At 69.2% G+C, this 15813-nt stretch carries 15 protein-coding genes and 1 pseudogene; 12 read left to right on the top strand and 4 right to left on the bottom strand.

Annotated features, from left to right (window positions below):
• The first annotated feature begins 33 nt into the window (after window positions 1-33).
• From ACZ516_RS33685 to ACZ516_RS33675, 3 genes are all read left to right on the top strand, one after another.
• Window positions 34-1089, top strand: coding sequence for a hypothetical protein (locus ACZ516_RS33685; RefSeq protein WP_469013566.1), 1056 nt, complete (start codon window positions 34-36; stop codon window positions 1087-1089).
• A 136-nt stretch (window positions 1090-1225) separates the two neighbouring features.
• Window positions 1226-1627 carry a restriction system modified-DNA reader domain-containing protein gene (locus ACZ516_RS33680; protein ID WP_469013564.1) on the top strand — a complete coding sequence of 134 codons (402 nt, stop codon included), beginning with the start codon at window positions 1226-1228 and terminating at the stop codon, window positions 1625-1627.
• A gap of 98 nt (window positions 1628-1725) precedes the next feature.
• Window positions 1726-3528 (top strand): zeta toxin family protein, encoded by a 1803-nt coding sequence (locus tag ACZ516_RS33675; RefSeq protein WP_469013563.1) that lies wholly within the window; start codon window positions 1726-1728, stop codon window positions 3526-3528.
• On the opposite strand, the gene ACZ516_RS33670 is transcribed toward ACZ516_RS33675, so the two are convergent.
• Window positions 3492-3722, bottom strand: a complete 231-nt coding sequence (locus ACZ516_RS33670) for a hypothetical protein (RefSeq protein ID WP_469013562.1) — start codon at window positions 3720-3722, stop codon at window positions 3492-3494. The two genes, ACZ516_RS33675 and ACZ516_RS33670, sit on opposite strands and share 37 nt — an antisense overlap.
• A gap of 295 nt (window positions 3723-4017) precedes the next feature.
• On the opposite strand from ACZ516_RS33670, the gene ACZ516_RS33665 reads away from it, so the two are divergent.
• Window positions 4018-6672 carry an ATP/GTP-binding protein gene (locus ACZ516_RS33665; RefSeq protein ID WP_469013559.1) on the top strand — a complete coding sequence of 885 codons (2655 nt, stop codon included), beginning with the start codon at window positions 4018-4020 and terminating at the stop codon, window positions 6670-6672.
• Between the two features lie 70 nt (window positions 6673-6742).
• Here ACZ516_RS33665 and ACZ516_RS33660 read toward each other — a convergent pair whose 3' ends face one another.
• On the bottom strand, window positions 6743-6982 hold the full coding sequence (locus ACZ516_RS33660) for a hypothetical protein (protein WP_266542384.1): 240 nt from the start codon (window positions 6980-6982) through the stop codon (window positions 6743-6745).
• Window positions 6983-7071: 89 nt separating this feature from the next.
• Here ACZ516_RS33660 and ACZ516_RS33655 point away from each other — a divergent pair.
• From ACZ516_RS33655 to ACZ516_RS33645, 3 genes and pseudogenes are all read left to right on the top strand, one after another.
• A pseudogene (locus tag ACZ516_RS33655) lies at window positions 7072-8047 on the top strand (transposase); the annotation flags it as partial.
• A gap of 118 nt (window positions 8048-8165) precedes the next feature.
• Window positions 8166-8324 carry a hypothetical protein gene (locus ACZ516_RS33650; RefSeq protein ID WP_469013558.1) on the top strand — a complete coding sequence of 53 codons (159 nt, stop codon included), beginning with the start codon at window positions 8166-8168 and terminating at the stop codon, window positions 8322-8324.
• A 162-nt stretch (window positions 8325-8486) separates the two neighbouring features.
• Window positions 8487-8966, top strand: a complete 480-nt coding sequence (locus ACZ516_RS33645; RefSeq protein ID WP_469013556.1) for a hypothetical protein — start codon at window positions 8487-8489, stop codon at window positions 8964-8966.
• Window positions 8967-9053: 87 nt separating this feature from the next.
• Here the strand turns inward: ACZ516_RS33645 and tpg are convergent, their stop codons facing one another.
• Window positions 9054-9371: a telomere-protecting terminal protein Tpg gene (gene tpg, locus ACZ516_RS33640; protein ID WP_469013553.1), complete on the bottom strand. Its 318-nt coding sequence runs from the start codon at window positions 9369-9371 to the stop codon at window positions 9054-9056.
• Between the two features lie 413 nt (window positions 9372-9784).
• Window positions 9785-13123, bottom strand: a complete 3339-nt coding sequence (locus tag ACZ516_RS33635) for an RHS repeat-associated core domain-containing protein (RefSeq protein ID WP_469013552.1) — start codon at window positions 13121-13123, stop codon at window positions 9785-9787.
• 619 nt (window positions 13124-13742) lie between these two features.
• Between ACZ516_RS33635 and ACZ516_RS33630 the strand changes: the two genes are divergently transcribed.
• From ACZ516_RS33630 to ACZ516_RS33610, 5 genes are all read left to right on the top strand, one after another.
• Window positions 13743-14123, top strand: coding sequence for a hypothetical protein (locus tag ACZ516_RS33630; protein WP_469013549.1), 381 nt, complete (start codon window positions 13743-13745; stop codon window positions 14121-14123).
• Window positions 14120-14791 carry a nucleotidyl transferase AbiEii/AbiGii toxin family protein gene (locus ACZ516_RS33625; protein WP_469013547.1) on the top strand — a complete coding sequence of 224 codons (672 nt, stop codon included), beginning with the start codon at window positions 14120-14122 and terminating at the stop codon, window positions 14789-14791. Before ACZ516_RS33630 ends, ACZ516_RS33625 begins: the two co-directional genes overlap by 4 nt.
• A 219-nt stretch (window positions 14792-15010) precedes the next feature.
• Complete coding sequence (locus ACZ516_RS33620; protein WP_469013544.1) at window positions 15011-15211, top strand: hypothetical protein; 201 nt, start codon at window positions 15011-15013, stop codon at window positions 15209-15211.
• Window positions 15208-15435 carry a LexA family protein gene (locus tag ACZ516_RS33615; RefSeq protein ID WP_469013541.1) on the top strand — a complete coding sequence of 76 codons (228 nt, stop codon included), beginning with the start codon at window positions 15208-15210 and terminating at the stop codon, window positions 15433-15435. Before ACZ516_RS33620 ends, ACZ516_RS33615 begins: the two co-directional genes overlap by 4 nt.
• On the top strand, window positions 15432-15764 hold the full coding sequence (locus ACZ516_RS33610) for a DUF6233 domain-containing protein (RefSeq protein WP_358579860.1): 333 nt from the start codon (window positions 15432-15434) through the stop codon (window positions 15762-15764). The genes ACZ516_RS33615 and ACZ516_RS33610 overlap by 4 nt, the downstream gene beginning before the upstream one ends.
• The last annotated feature ends 49 nt before the right edge of the window (window positions 15765-15813 follow it).

Genomic DNA, 15813 nt, shown 5'->3' with positions numbered 1-15813 from the left:
GATCGGGCAGAGGCGCGTCGGAAAGGCACTGCCGTGAGCGACCGCTCCTCGTGGGAATCCCGCAAACTTCGCTACTGGTCCGAGTGCAGCGGGCAGTACCGCCGCACCGGCCATCGCACCAGCCACCCGGCGTCCGCGGCCTCGCCGGCACAGGCCCGGCTGGAGAGCCTCGTCCTCGAGCAACTGGGCACCGCGCCGGACCTGTGCGCGCACCCCTTCGGCATCACGTCCCTGAGCAGCGCCGCCACGTCCCTCACGCTGCACCTCGACGCCCACATGGGGCACAGGCGGTACTCCTTCCCCGAGCACTGTCTGAGCCGGCTGCTGCCCGCGGCCCCCGCACCAGGAAGCGGCGACGACCCGCACGGGATCTCCGGGCTGCGGATGAGCGGCATCAATGCCGATGGCCGGCAACTGCACCTGCACATGGTGAAAGACCCTGGGCAGACAGCCACGCTCGTGCTCGCCTTGCCCAAAGGGCTGACGGAGAACTGGGCAGACATCGAGCGCCGGCACAGGCGCTGGTGCGAAGACAACGGTCTGCGGCCGCTGTGGACCACCCCCCAACTTGATGGCGTGGAATCCGCCTACCTCAGTGCCTGTCCCAGTCTCGAAGGCTCCCGGGCCAGACGGGCCACGGTGGGCAGCGGGCTGCTGCGGCGTATCGCGCTCTTCCACACCGTCACGGCCTTCTACCGGGTCCAGTGCTGGGACGACGGCGACAGCTGGAAAATCGACGCCCGCACCGCCCACCCCCGGGCCCGCTGGCACGACCAGCTCCTGCAGCGACTGTGCCACCCCCGCTGGGGGCTGTCGGCCCACGTGGCCCACCGGTTCTGCCACTGCGCCGAACCCGACACCCCCTACCAGTGGGATCACACCTGCGCCTTCTACTTCGACGGCCACACCACCGGCAACGACGACCCCATCTACCTGCGCGTCCACGCCAGCCCTGAAGGACACGACTACGACCGGCAGATCGCAACGCTGCGCCAGGTCGGCGCCCCAGCGGACTGGATGGCCCGCGCCTTTCCTGAGCAAGCAGTCCAACAGCATGATCGGCACCGTCAGCAGGAGCAGCTGCGGTAGTGGAGCGGGCTACGAGCGCTAGTAGATTTCTGCTGAACTACTGAGAACGAGAGTAGACGTAAGTAGCTTGTACTGCATAAGGTCGAAGCGAAAGCAAGCGGAAGGGGTCTTGATGCCCCGCCTGACAGGAGACCGCATGGCCACGCTCAGCATTCACTTCGACCCCGCCGTCATCGCCCGTCTCACCAGCGCGAGCGGTGACGACACCATCCATGTCACCCTGTCCCTCGGCGATGGGGCCGATGAGGCGCCGTCCGCGCCCGTCGTCCCCCACGGGCCACTCGCCGCGCTGATGCAGGCCGGCCTGCTGAAGCCGGACACCGTCCTGACCTTCACCCAGCGCCGCGCGGGCCGGTCGGGCCGCGCTGTCGTGACCGCCGACGGCCAGCTCATCGTCGACGGCCACTCCTCCCCGTTCCCCTCGCCGTCGAAGGCAGCGGAAGCCATCACGGGGAACGTCATCAACGGCTGGACCCTGTGGCACACGCCCGACGGCTCCACCCTGGACCAGCTGCGCCAGAAGCTGGACTCCCAGTAGGAGGCCGGGCCCGCTCTGGCCTGCGGCGGTGTCACGCGCGGGCCGGACCGGCACACCGGATCGGATCAGAAGAGCGCGAAGGCGGCCGGGAGACGTTGGTGGAGGAGTACGGCGAGGTGCTCGCCAAGGTGATCGTGCCGCAGCTGACGGCGGGTGCGGTCGCCCAGGAGCAGCCGGTGGTGGTGTTCGTGGCCGGGCAGGCCGGCAGCGGCAAGACGCTGGTGATGGACCTGGTGCAGGCGGCTCTTGACCAGCGTGGTGGTGTGGTGCGGGTGGAGCGGGACACGTACAAGGCCGTCCATCCGCACTACCGCGCCTTCCTGGCAGAGGATGTGCGGACGGCCGGGGTGCGGGTGCGGCCGGAGACCTACCGGTGGCAGGCCGAACTTGAGGCCCACGCGCGTGCACATCGCTACGACGTGGTCGTCGAGGAGGCCTTGGCCGATCCGGCCGCCTTCAGGGCGGCGGCCGCCGTCTACCGGCGGGCCGGGTACCGGATCGAGTTCGTGGCCCTGGCGGTGCCAGAGGCGGTCAGCCAGCTCGGGGTGCTGGACCGCTACCTGCGCCTGGCCGAAGAAGGCCGGGCCCGGTATGTGTCCTGGGACAACCACGACGCCTGCGCCCAGGCGCTCGTGGAGGTCCTGGCGGACATCGAGGCCGGGCACCTGGCCGACCGGGTCGTCGTCGTACGGCGCGGCGCGCAGGTGCTGTACATCAACGAGCACACGGCCGGCGGGCAGTGGTCCCGCTCACCGGGTGCGCGCGAGACAGTGCTGGCCGAACGCGCCCGCAAGTGGACTCCGGCCGAGACCGGCGCGTTTCGCCGTCAGCTCGCAGATGCCGACCGGCGCGCCCACGACCCGCGCCTGCCCGAGGACTGGTCCCTGGCCGTACGGCGCAACGCCGAACGCGCCGCCGCACTGGCGGAGCCGGTGCGACGGATCGCCCAACCTAGGAGTGAGGCACCCGGCGTCGACTACCACCGGCTGACCGGCGAGGAACACCGGTGGATCTTCGACAACCTGATCCTGCCGGACCTCGCCGCGCGCACCAGCCCGCAGGAGAGGCCCGTCGTGGTCTACCTCATGGGCCAGCCCGGGTCCGGCAAGACGAACCTGACGCGGATGATCCTGCGCTCCCTGCGCGGTCGGCCCACCAAGATCAGCGGCGACGACTTCAAAGCCGCCCACCCCGACTACCACCAGCTGCTGCAGGAGGAACCCCGCACCGCCGGCGCCCGCATCCGCGCGGACTACCGGGCCTGGCAGGTCCTGGCCGAACAGTACGTACGCGAGCGGCGCAGCGACGCGGTCATCGAGATCGCCCCTTCCAGCGCGGCCGCGTTCGTCAACGCCGCGATGCTGTACCGGCAGGCGGGATACCGCGTGGAGCTGGTGGTGCTCGCCGTACGGGCCGCCGACTCCCGCCAGGGCACCGCAGAGCGCTGCGCGCAGCTACTGCGGCTGGGCGCAGCGGGCCGGTTCACCACCGCCGAGGGGCACGACGAGCATTTCGCGGCGCTGGGGGAGGCGGTGGCGGCCGCCGAGCAGGTACCGGTCGCCGACCTGGTCACGGTGATGCGGCGGGACGGCAACGTGCTGTACCGCAACGAGCGCGCGTCCGACGGGATGTGGGCGCGGCCGGCGGGCGCGCTCCAGGCGCTGGTCGCCGAGCACCACCGCCCGTACACCGATCGGGAGGCCGCCCGGTTCTGGGCGATCCAGCGGCGGCTGCGCGCGCAGCTGCCGCACTACCGCCGCGACCTGGAGCAGATCGCCCAGCTGGCGCGTTTGTTGATGCCCGAGCACCTGCTGCCTTCCCGGCTGCGCGGGCCCGCCGCGGTGGCCGCCCTGCCCGCGCGGCCCTACACGTCCTCCAGCGCCTTCAGCCGGTCCGCGTAGAGGGCCGCGAGCCGCGCCACTTCTCCGGCGCCGGCTTCTGCGAGTCGGGCGCGGTCCTGGACGCAGGCTCGCTGCTGCGCGAGCAGCTCCTCAAGCCGCCGTGGATCGGTTCCGGCCCGGCGTTCGGTGTGGATCAGCTGGGAGTACCGGGCGATCACCTGGGTCAGCAGCTGTGCCGCCGCCGCATCGTCCACCACTTCCCCCTGCCCGTCCGGAGGCACAGCCCCAGTGTCCTGGCCGGCCTGGGCGTCATCGTCAGGGTTGGGAAGCGCGGGGTCGTGCACAAGAGCCACCAAGTCGAAGGAGAACAAGAAGGGCTCATTCTCAAGCCCCCTGTCGCACCCCGGCAAACCGTCGGCCCCTTGCGAGGGCCCCGCATGCTGCGGCTGGATTCGGCCCGGCAGCGCTGACGGCCGGGTTGGGGCTGCCGGGCGGGGCGGGCTCGGGCATAGGCTGGACTGCCTGGTGATCATTCGGTGGGGGAATCAAGTGACCGATCTGCGTGCCCTGTTCAGCTCGAACGAACCCATCGACACGAGCGAGGCGTTCACCAACCGCGAGCGCCAGTGGGAACTGTTCGCCACCGCGCTCGAAGAGCACCTGCGGCACGTCACCGCACCCGGCTTCGATGCGGCCGACCTCGAGGCGCCGCGCACCAACATCGTGTCCTTCCACGGGGTGGGCGGCGTGGGCAAGTCCACCTTCCTGCGCAAAGTCGAAGCCGCCCTCGGCGGCGCCGGCCAGCGCCCCGCCCAGTGGGGCGAGCCAGTATGGGCCGGGCACACGATCGTGCCCGTACGGATCGACCTGGCCCGCTCGGCCGGCACCAGCTTCGAGGACGTCGTGCTGAGCATCCGGGCCGCGCTCGCCGCCGCGGTGGCCCGGCCGCTGCCCGCCTTCGACATCACCCTGCGCCGGTACTGGGAAGTGCGCCATCCCGGCGATCCGCTGGAGTCCTACCTCGACCGCGGCGGCCTGGCCGGCCGCTTCGGCAAAAGCCTGCCGCAGCAGACACAGAGCGCCCTGAGCGACGTCGCCCAGGCGTTGCTGTTGCCCGGCACCGTCGGCTCGGTGGTCGGGCAGGTCACCGGCGCGCTCGTCGGGGCGCTGCGCGAACGGCGACAGACGGTGAAGGCGCTGGCCGGCTGCGCGCGGCTGGCCCCGCTGCTGGAGGCCGAACCCGACTTCGAGGCACTGTCCTTCTACCCGCACCTGCTGGCATGGGAGCTGGACCGGCTGCCCGCAGGCAGCAAGGTCACCCCGGTGATCCTGCTGGACACCTTCGAGGACGCCGCCGACCGCCACCGCGACTTCGAACGGCTGCTGCAGCGCGTGGTGTGGCTGATGCCCGCCTGCCTGTTCGTCGTCAGCGGCCGCTCGCGCCTGCAGTGGGCCGATCCGGCACTGCACGGACAACTCGACTACACCGGCCCCACCGCCTGGCCCGGCCTGACCACCACGTCCGGCACCGTGCCGGCACCGCGCACGCCGGGCGGGCGGCAGCACCTGCTGGGCGACCTCTCCCCCGAGGACTGCGACGACCATCTCGCCCGCCGCCTGGTCAAGGACGGCCAGCCCCTCATCGCTCCCGCCATCCGCACCGTGATCACCGAGCGGTCCCACGGCCTGCCCCTCCACCTCGACCTCGCGGTCAGCCGGTTCCTGGAAATCCGCCGCACCGGCCTCACCCCCGAGCCGGCCGACTTCGACTGCACCTTCCCCGCCCTCTTGGCCCGGGTGCTGTCCGACCTCACCCCTGAGGAACGCCACGTCCTGCGCTCGGCATCACTGCTGGACGCCTTCGACCTCGAACTGGCCACCCACGCCGCGGGCCTGACACACCAGGCCGTGGCCCGGCGCCTGGTGGAACGCCCCCTCGTCACCGAGAACCCGTTCGCCCTGTGGCCCTACCACCTGCACCGCGCGATCCGCAGCGTGGTGCGCACCGACGACCACAGCGAAGACCGGTGGACCGACACGGACTGGCACCAGGCCGCCGCCCGCGCCCTGGCCGCCCTCGGCGAGCAGTGGACCACCGCCGCGGCCGCCACCCCCAGCCGCATGTTGCTGGTGGCGTGCCTGCGCCAGGGCCTGCTCCTGGCCCGCGACCACCGCCTGACCGGCCTGGGCTGGCTCATCGAAGCCGCCCACGCCTACACCGACGACTCCGTCTGGGAACCCCTCGGCCTAACCGTCTCCACCGACCCGGCACCGGGCACCCCCGCCGATGCCGTGGCCGAACTCCTCACCGCGATCACCCGCCGCCAGCACGAACATCGCCAGCGCACCGCGGATCGCCTCACCGCAGTCCTGGACACTGGACTGCTGCCAACCGAGCTGACCGAGATGGCCCTGTACTACCGGGCCAAGGCCCACAAGGACCTCAGCCACAACGATGCCGCCCGCGCCGGGATGCAGCAGGTCGCCGACGCCGGCGGCCGCCTCGCCCCCAAGGCCCGCCGCGGCCTTGCCAACCTGGCCCGCCTCGCCGGCGACTTCCCCACCGCCCTGGCCGCCGTCCCCACCTTGGGCTGGAAGGGCCGCCACCACCGCGTCCTGGGCGACATCCACTGGTCCCACGCCGACACCGCGGCCGCCGTCGCCGCCTTCGAAGCCGGCCGCGCCGAAGCGGAACAACACGGCGCCGCCGGCGAGCGCGCCATGATGCAGGTTCGCCTCGCCCTCGCCCTCTCCTTCGCCGACCCCGACCGCGCCGCCGACGAGCTCGCCCTCGCCCACCAGCTCCTCGATGGCCTCGACCAGCGCTCCAACACCCTCCTCGCCCAGATCGCCGCCCTGATCAAGGACGCCGGAACCGGCGACGTCACCGCTCGCGCCGAGAGCCTGGGGACCGATATTCAGGCCGCGGGGCTCCCCTTCCTCCACCGGTTCGTGGAGCTCGCCCTCGCCTTCCACCACGCCGCCCGCGGTGAGGATCAGGACCTGGCCGCCACCATCGACCGGCTCCGCGCGCTCACCGTCACTGGCGACTTCGCCTACTTCACCGACATCGCCCACTTCATGGCCGGCCTGCCCTTTCCGGAGCTCTCGACCACCCGCTGGACCAAGAGCGACCACGAGGTCCGCTCCGCCTGGCGCGGCCTCGTCCAGGCCCGGCAGGAACACCTGCTCGCAGGAAACTGACCCCGGACACACCACGGCCCCGACCAGAGGGTGTCTGGTCGGGGCCGCCATCGCGTACGGGCCCGGAAAATCAGCCGGCGTCGGGGCGCTGCCCCACGAGCTGGGTGAGCAGCTCGATGATTTGGGCCTGGTTCCGGTCGATCTTCTTGTCGAGAGCTTCGACCTTCTGGTCCAGGTTGCCGATCTGGAGGCGTACCGCGGTGAGGTCGGACTTGATGATCCCGAACTCCCGGTCGTGCTTCTCCGCGACCTCCTCAAAGCGTCGGGTCAGGGCAGCGAGCTCGCTGTGAGCGATGGGGTCCTCGGGCACTCGGATACTCCTGCCAGATCACAAAAACCGCAGATAAGAGGACTCCACGATAGCGCGCCCGCATCGCGCCTCGTCCCTGCGCTGCAGGGCCGCTGCCGAGGGCGGCTGACGGCCGGCTCGTGCTCGCGGTGGATGTCTCGTCGTGGCTGCGGCCGGACGCCAACACCTGCGCTGACCGGTCCTTTTGTCACACGTTCGGCCGGGGTGAGGGCAAGCATCAGATGGTGCCCGGCTGGCCGTACTCGGTCGTGGCCGCGCTGGAAACCGGTCGCACGTCCTGGACGGCGGTGCTGGACGCGGTCCGCCTGGAGCCCGGCGCCGACGTCGCCGCGGTGACCACGGTGCAGATCCGCGAGGTCGTCGAGCGGCTCGTTGCCGCCGGCCAGTGGCGGCCGGGTAACCCGGAGGTCCTGGTCGTGCTGGACGCCGGATACGACGCCCGCGCATCGCCCACCTGCTGGGCGACCTGCCCGTCGAGATCCTCGGTCGGCTCTGTTCAGACCGGGTGATGCGGCCGAGGGCACGGTCATCCGCCTGGTCGTTCAGACGCTGCCCAGCGGCGGGGTCAACAAGCCGGTCTGGCTGTGGTGGTCGCGCACCGGCGCCGCCGAAGCGGATGTTGACCGCTGCTGGCAGTCCTTCCTCCGCCGTTTCGACATCGAGCACACATTTCGCCTGTTCAAGCAGACCCTCGGGTTGACCAAGCCCCGACTCCGCAGCTCGGAAGCGGCCGACCGGTGGACCTGGCTGGTGATCGCCGCCTATGCCCAGCTCCGGCTCGCCCGACCGCTCGCCGCCGACCTCCGCAGGCCCTGGGAGAGGCCGACAGAGGCGAACAAGCTGACGCCCGCCCGCGTCCGCAGAGGGTTCAGAAACCTGCACGCGAAGACCGGGTCTCCGGCAGGTGCACCGAAACCTTCCCGGCCCGGGCCAGGCAGGCCGCCGGGCTCGAAGAACCGCCGCCCGGCCGCCCGGCACGATGTGAGCAGAGTCCTCGCTACCGGCGAGGCATTCGGTCGTCCCGCTCACCACAAAGTCGGTACGAAACCGCGTCGAACTGGATAAATGACAAGCTGAGTGCTTCAGTTGTCGGGTTGAGCGCAGCCTCCGATCAATGGCCCTCGGGCGGGCCCATGTGCCTTCACTCCCACAATGTGTAACGATCGAACATTGGGAGAGGGACGTGGACGACGAGGAGCAGATCGCGCGAGGTGTGGCCCGGGGCATTGCCCGGCATGAGGCCGCACGAGCGGACGCGCAGGGTCGACAGTTGCTCGGCTGTCTCCTGCTGTTCGCGGTCTTTGCTGGCGGGTTCATTCTGCTCGTCACATACGGCAGCTGAGCGAGACGCACCAGTTCCCTGGTGCTCTGCTTCCGAGCTGGGCTTTCAGGCCAGTCTGGGAGGACCGCTCGACCGAGCTGAGCAGTCCCCTTTGGACGCCGCTGGTACGTGGCCACTTTTGTGCTGTTTCGGTGCGAGCGCGTGCGCTCTACCCTCTGGCTCATGCCGTGGATGACGCTGGTCAGTGCCGTGATCGGTGCCCTGATCGCGACCGCCTCCGCCGCCCTGCTCGACCGCAGCCGCTGGCGCCGCGAACAGGACGATCGACTATTCGGGGTACGACGGGCCTTGTACAGCGATTACCTCACATGCCTCTCTCAGGCCCGAAACGCCTTCCGTAGCCTGGCGCGCAACCAGGAGATGGAATCCCTTGAACGGGCACGCTCCGCCCGTGACAGCTTCGCCCCGTGCTACGGAGTGCGATATCAGATGTCGATCATGGCCGCGTCGCACGTAATTGCCGCTTCCGAGAACGCCTTCCGCCGACTGCGTGACGTACGGGACCTCGCCGCAGCCGGCACCCTTGCTTGGGATGAGGCCTACTCAAGTGGCCGCGCCGAGTACGAAGCTGCCCTCACACGGCTGCGTGAAGCAATGCGTCTCGACCTCGAAGCCGATCGCGTACCGTCCCGCCGGCGCTGAACACTCCACTCCCCAACTCGCGCGCTCACTCGCCAAATGAAGCGCTCAGTCACAGGAATGCCCGGGGCAGGGCGCTTGCGTACGTGCCTACAGGTCGATCTGGATGTGCTCCACGTCGGTGAACTCCACGCTTAGGCCGCCCGCCCGGGTGTTGTTGTTCCGGAAGTCCATCTCCGTAAGTCCTTCGGCCGCGAGGCGCTGGAGCTGCTGCTCGTTGGCACCGCTGTCGCGGGCCTCGAAGAGGCGGTCCGCCCAGCGCGGCGGCAGGGCCTGGCTGATGTCGCGGATCCGAGCGTCGTCGGTCGTGGGGCGGCGGTGAAGCCGAAGCGGGCCCGGGTGGTGACGACCAGGTCGCCGGTGCTCGCGGCCCTCTTCTTGGCCTTCGCCCGAATCTGTGGCTGCCACCGCTTCTTGACCTCACGCTCTATGCGATCCCGGAGGCCGCGGCGGGGCCACTTGAGCTTGCGCGACGTACCGCTCCACGAGCCGTGGTCCGGAACTTCCTCGACCGAACCCCCGGCGACAGCTCCCCTGTCAACATGCAGAGCCCCTCGCTCTGTGAGCGAGGGGCTCTGCAAGAGGGTTTATCCCCTCCGGTATCTGACCACGCCCATTCCCAGACTGACGGCGATAATCACGGGCAGCGGATAGAGCCAGGCATCTTTCGCTCCTGCCCCACTAAGGCTTCCAACTATTCCGCACACGAGATATACAGCGACAGCCACACAGGCAAGAGTGACCATACCTCGTGAGCGGGAGCCTGTCCTTTCGGCGTTCATTCACACCCTTTTCCGCCGCACATGGTCGATGTGCAGTCTCTAAGACAACGATGATTCGATAAGCGCAGAAGTGTTTGCTCCTGCGGCGAAGCAGCCCGCCGTTGAAAGGAATCCACTCTCCGGGCCTGTGGCTGCTTCGCATATCGCTCCGACCACGAATCCCCCGGCGAGGCTCGCTGAACCCCTGGCCGCGCCCACTACGTCACCGGAAAAAAGATCCTTTCCGATGTTGTAGAGCTCTTTCGCGTTTTCAAGTTTCCCGACGACTCCGTCGAAGGCACTCAGCGCCGACAAACCACTTGGGTCGATGCGGTTGACGGGGTCGCCCTCGGCGTAGAGGTAGGGGTTCTCCTCCTGACCCGAGGGGTCGGGGCTGTTGAAGCGGCCGATGTTGGGGTCGTAGTAGCGGGCCTGGAAGTGGTACAGACCGGTGGGGTCCTGGTAGCCGCCGGCGAACCGGTAAGGCTGGCTGATCTTCTCCGAGGTCGTCGAGCGCTCCACGCCGCGCGGGCTGTAGCTGTAGGTGTTGACCTTGGTGCCGGCCTCGTCGGCGAGCGCGACGACGGAGCCGAGCGCGTCGGTGAGGTAGAAGTACGTCTTCCCGTCACGGGTCATGGAGTTCAATGTGCCCCCGGGTTCACGGTTGAAGCCCGTGTCCACACCGGCAGTTGAGGTCGCCGACAGCCCCAGGGGCCCGTTGTGGAAGTAGGTGTCGCCGAGCTTGATGCGCTCGCTCTGGTCGGTGGAGCCGTACTGGCCCGCGTACGTCTTGCCGGCGACGGTCAGCGAGGTGAGCTGGCTGTGGTCCGACCACTTCTCGCCGGTCCGGGTGCCCTCCGGGGTGGAGGCGCCGGCGGTCTCGTTGCCCTCGAGGTCATAGGACCAGTTCGTCGCCGAACCGTTCTTCTCGGTGATCTGCTGGGCGTCGTTGATGCTGTACGTCGTACCACGCGGGCAGCCCTCGGCATTGCCCTGACTGGTGAGATTGCCCGCCAGGTCGTAGCAGTACTGCCAGTCCGACTTGAGCGTGGAGCCCTCGCTCTCGGCCGCGTAGGAGAAGCGACCGGCACCGTCATAGGTGTACTTGGTCTTCCTGCCGGCGACATTGTCGGTCTTGGTGCGGATCTTGTCGCCGTCGGTCTTGGCGTCGGTGCCATATCCGTAGGTGTAGGCCAGGTCGACCAGGGTGCCCTTGCCGGACTTCGCCGTGATCTTCTCGGGGCGGCCGGAGTTGTCGACCTCGAGGCTCTGCACGGTGCCGCCGGGGTAGGCGGTCTCGGTGCGCACGTCGTTGCGGTTGTACTTGTACGTCGTCACCCGGCCCTGCGGGTCCTTGAACTCCTTGAGCTTGTTGACCTCGTTCCAGGTGTAGTCGACCTTGCCGGCCGGGTCCTGGTAGAAGTCGACGTTGCCCGCGGGGGTGTAGGCGAGCAGGGTCTGGGAGCCGTCCTGGAGCGTGCGGACGGTCTCGCGCTGGAGCGGGTCGAAGGCGTACTTGATGGTGCCGGTGGAGTCGGTGCGCTGGGCGAGGTTGCCGTCGCCGTCGTAGAAGTAGCGGACCGTGTCGTTGGTGGTCGAGACGGTCTTGACCCGGTCGAGGTTGTCGTAGACGAAGACCTTCTTGATGCCCCGGCCATCAGTGAGGGTTTCCGTGCGCCCGAGGCTGTCGTAGGTGTAGGTGGTCTCGCCCAGCGGCTTGGGCGGCGTGACCTTGATCAGGTTGCCCTTGCCGTCGTAGGTGAACGACGTCTTGACCGTCTTCGACGCGGTCATCTTCGTTTCCGCCGTGCAGCGCTGCCCCTCGAAGCCGCCGCAGTTTGGGGAGGCAGGGTTGTAGGTGTAGGAGACGTTGCCGCCGCCCGTGCCGGTCTGCGCGACCGACTTGGTGTTGCCCGCCGTGTCGTAGGTGAAGGAGGTCTTCTCACCGTCGGCGTTGGTGGAGTCCTTGGGCACATCCCCGCCGGCGATCGTCTGCCAGCTGGCGACCGCCTTGCCGCCGGTCGGGGACTGCACGCTCTCCAGGTTGTTGCGCGTGTTGAACCCGTAGTCGGTCACGTTGCCGGGCGTGGTGCCGGTGCCCATCGCGTCGGTGGCCGTATCGACGTTGTGGTTCGCGTCGAATTTGGTGGAACGGCTGCGGGTCAGGGCGTCGGTGACGTCGGTGACCTGGCCGTCACCGTCGTGCTTGTACTTCGTCACGTGCTGCTCAGGGTCCGTGACGGTCGTCGTGCCCGCCGCCGTGGGCGAGGCAGCACTGTACTTGTACGTCCAGGTGGGGCCGGTGTGGCCGGTGCCGTTGAGCTCCGTGGCGCGCAGCATGGAGGTGACGCGGTTGGCGTCGTCGTAGGTGAAGACGGTGACGCGGCCTTCGGCGGTGGTGATTTTGGTGAGGCGGTTGGAGGTGTCGTAGCCGAAGGTGGTGGTTTTGCCCTCGGCGTCGGTGGTCTTGTGGAGGTTGCCGTCGGCGTCGAGGTCGAAGACGGCGGTGCGGCCGGAGTTGTCTTTGGCCTGCCACTGGGAGGCGTCGGTCTTGAGCAGGTCGATCCAGCGGCCCGAGCGGGTCTCGGTCAGTTTGAAGCCCTTGTGCTCGTCGCCCTGGTCGTGCTGGGTGACGGTGATGGTGCCCTTGTTCTTGTCGGTGACCTTGGTCAGCGTGCCGTGCTCGTTGTAGCTGTCCTTGGTGTGCGACTTCCAGTTGGCGAGCGTGTAGGTGCCGTCGGCGTTCTTCTTCAGTTCTTTCGAGTAGCCCTTGGGGGTGGTGAAGGAGCCGTCGGTGGCCTTCTTGAACCGCAGGGTGTCACCGGAGGCGTCGTAGAGGACCACCTCGTCACTGAGGACCTGGAGGTAGCGCTCGTACTGCTGCCACCAGCGCTGGGAGACCTTGCCCCATGGCGCTTCCAGCGAGTTGTAGGTGCGCGCCAGGGTCAGCTGCTGGCCGACGCCGGCGACGGAGAAGTCGGTGGCCGCCAGCATCAGGTTGCCGGTGGAGAAGTTGACCCGGGCCGTCAGCGCGTCCGTGACAGCGAAGTCACTGATCTTGTGCCACGGCACATCACCCTGGCCCTCGGGCACATGGGCGGGGATCTCCTGGAGGGAGCGCGCCGTACTGCCCTCGGCGCGCTTCTTCTGCTGGGCCCGCCAGGCGGCCACCGTGCGCGAGGGTGCGCGTTCGGCTTTCGGCGCGACGGGCTTGTTCGAACCGACCTTCACCGCGGGCATCGAGAACGACGGGGCGTCCTTGCCCCACGCCGAACCCGGCTCATCGGCGGCCACCGCGGCCGTGGCCGGCAGCAGGGAGAGGGTCAGGGTGCCGGTGGCCAATACGGCGGCGGTGGCGAGGCTGGTTCTGTTCCGGGCACGCGAAACACGCGCACCCATGGTGCGTTGCGTCAAGGCTTCCCCCCACAGGAAGACACGTCTCGCAGACCCCAGTGGTCACGAGAGGCCCACAACCTGACACATCGCCGACCCTGACCGCGCCGCGATTCCCTCGAACGTCTGTGCTACACGATGCGGAACCGGCCCCTGGCCAAGATCGCGGTGCGGCGGCCGGAATCCTGCGAACGTCCCTCTCTCAACTTGTCTGTTGCGCCCTGCGCACCCGATGCCGGTGAGAAAGTGGCCGGGAAGGTACGTGTATGGGCCCCACACGCCGTGATTGCCGTCTCAATCAAGATGCTCACTCCAGGCATACGACCTCCCCTCCCTGCGGGAGTGGCACCGGGGCAGTGATCTGCCAGACGCGCCCACCGTGCAGATACCGGGGCATAGAGCGGAATGCGCGGGCAGTGGCCCCCCACCGTCGTCTCCTGCCCTGTGTCAGCCCCCTGAGCGCGTCTTCAACTGCTCGCGCGGCGCCTGGTGCCGCCCGGCCTGATCAGGTTGTCCAGCTCCTGAGAGAGAGGACGGCTGGACTCTGGTCGCCGGGCAGGTCGCCGATGAGTTCTCCTGCCGGCCTCCGTGGTGCCCACTGGTGCCCGCGGGCGATACTGGGGGCATGGCCGAGCTGTCCGTGTCCTTCCCCGTGCCGAACGCCGCCTTCGAGGTGCTGTGCGAGCAGTACACGAAGCGGCTCCCCGCTCGCCTGGAGGACCTGGCCGGCCCCACCCACGGCACGGTGGATCTGCCGCTGCACGTGGTCTGGTCGGGCCGCCGCTCCTACACCCTGGACCAGCCCCGCTCCCGGATGGGCCTGTACCGCACCGTCCTGGCCGAGGGCCAGCGCCAAGACCTGATCGACTTCCTCAACCGGGACCTCCTCCTCGCGCAATGGCCTGTGCTGCGCACCCTGATCAGCCGCCCGGCGCGCCACTCGTGGGAAGCCGCCTTCCCCGATCTGACTGGCGCGACTGGCGCCCGTACCACGGCGGCCGTGTGAACCTGAGCGACCTGCACCGCCGGCTCCTGGCCGACGTACTGGCCATCGGCACGCCCTACCCCCTGGTCATCACCGGCGGCTACGCCGTCCAGGCCCACGGCCTGGTCGACCGCCTCAGCCAGGATCTCGACGTCGCCACCGAAAACCCTGCACCCATGGACGAGATCGCCCGCACCGTCAGTGACGGCCTGCTCCAGCGGGGCTGGCGGGTCCGGCAGATCGAGACCAGCCCGCTCTCCGGCCGGCTCATCGCCGCCGACCCCGCCACGGGCGAGGAGTGCGAGATCGACATCCTCAAGGAAGCCTTCTGGTCCCCGCCCACGACGACCGAGCACGGGCCCGTCCTGGCTCTCGATGACGTGATCGGCACTAAGGTCCGTGCACTCGCCGACCGCGGCGCCGTCCGCGACCTCATCGACGTCCACGCTGCCTCCCGGCACCGCACCACCGCCGACCTGGAGGTGCTCGGCCGCCGTCACGCCCGCTTCGAGTTCAGCCTGCACGACCTGCGCGACCGTCTCGCCGGCGCCGAGTGGTGGGACGACGAGGACTTCACCGCGTACGGCCTGGACTCCGGCCAGGTGGCCGCCCTGCGCACCTGGGCCCTGTCCTGGTCAAGCGACCTCGAGGCACGACTCCACGCCGAGGAAGATTCCGGCGACAGCTGACGCGGCGGGCACACCGCGCGACTGGCCCACAGGGCCGAGCACGACGAGGTCGTATTGGGCCTGGGGGTGAGCGCTCACTAGGGGCCTGGGCCGGCTGGCGGTGCGGGCGACGAGCCCTGTCGCAGGAGGACGCCAGTGCGCACGGGCCCCGCGTCGCGCATCTGCTGCGGAACTAGTGACGACTGGCCCAATAATTCGAACACGTGCTCTACTGACGGCATGGTGCACCACAACTACTCCCCCGACCTCGTACAGACCCAGCGCGACTGGACCCGCACCTACCAGACCCTCGCCCACACCCGCGCCCGCCACAACACCGCCCTGCGACGACGCCTCATCGGCCTCTCCCGCCGCCTCGTCCAGGACGTGCCGCGCACCGAGCAGGCCGATCTGCGCCGACGCGCCCAGGGGCCGTCATGAGCCGCCGCTCCTGGACCATCACCGACCGCCAGCGCTCGGTGATGGCCTGCATCCGCGACCGCATCCTGGAGACCGGTGAGGCTCCCACCGTGCGGGAGATCGGCGCCGCCATCGGCCTGTCCAGCCCCTCCTCCGTTCACTACCAGCTGCGCCGCCTGGAGCAGGCCGGCGCCCTCGTGCGCGCCGACAGCAGCAGCTGGAGGACCTACCGGCTCACGCGATGACCGAGATCCGCCGTATCGACGTACTCCGCTTCCTGGAACGGGTCCAGGAGCGGGACCTGGCACGCACCCGCACATGGATCGCGGATGAGGAGCGGCGAGAGGCCGAACGGGTCCGGGGGCAGCAGGCCCGCCCGCCGGCCCCGGACTGGCTGATCCAGCTCGGCATCGGCCAGGGAAAACCCCCGGTGTGCGTACATGTCGGCGGGTGCCACATGGCGGGCAAACGCAGCCGCGGCATCTCCCTCGACCAAGCACGCCAGGCACTGCACGAAGGCATTGCCGCCTGCATCCACTGCCGGCCCGACACCCAGCTCGGCGTACTGGACTGAGGAAGCCGACCCCACCTGCGGGCCAAGACGCGGCACCAGCAGACAGCCG

This window comes from Streptomyces sp. NPDC034037 (genome assembly GCF_055575715.1).
Note: the sequence above shows the minus strand (reverse complement) of the source record. Positions and strands in the feature narration are given on the sequence as shown.

What these genes read in the sequence shown, in the direction of transcription:
- ACZ516_RS33680 (WP_469013564.1), top strand. Translation starts at nt 1,226, where the DNA reads ATGGCCACGCTCAGCATTCACTTCGACCCCGCCGTCATCGCCCGTCTC.
- ACZ516_RS33645 (WP_469013556.1), top strand. Translation starts at nt 8,487, where the DNA reads ATGCCGTGGATGACGCTGGTCAGTGCCGTGATCGGTGCCCTGATCGCG.
- ACZ516_RS33635 (WP_469013552.1), bottom strand. Translation starts at nt 13,123, where the DNA reads ATGGGTGCGCGTGTTTCGCGTGCCCGGAACAGAACCAGCCTCGCCACC.
- ACZ516_RS33630 (WP_469013549.1), top strand. Translation starts at nt 13,743, where the DNA reads ATGGCCGAGCTGTCCGTGTCCTTCCCCGTGCCGAACGCCGCCTTCGAG.
- ACZ516_RS33620 (WP_469013544.1), top strand. Translation starts at nt 15,011, where the DNA reads ATGGTGCACCACAACTACTCCCCCGACCTCGTACAGACCCAGCGCGAC.
- ACZ516_RS33615 (WP_469013541.1), top strand. Translation starts at nt 15,208, where the DNA reads ATGAGCCGCCGCTCCTGGACCATCACCGACCGCCAGCGCTCGGTGATG.
- ACZ516_RS33610 (WP_358579860.1), top strand. Translation starts at nt 15,432, where the DNA reads ATGACCGAGATCCGCCGTATCGACGTACTCCGCTTCCTGGAACGGGTC.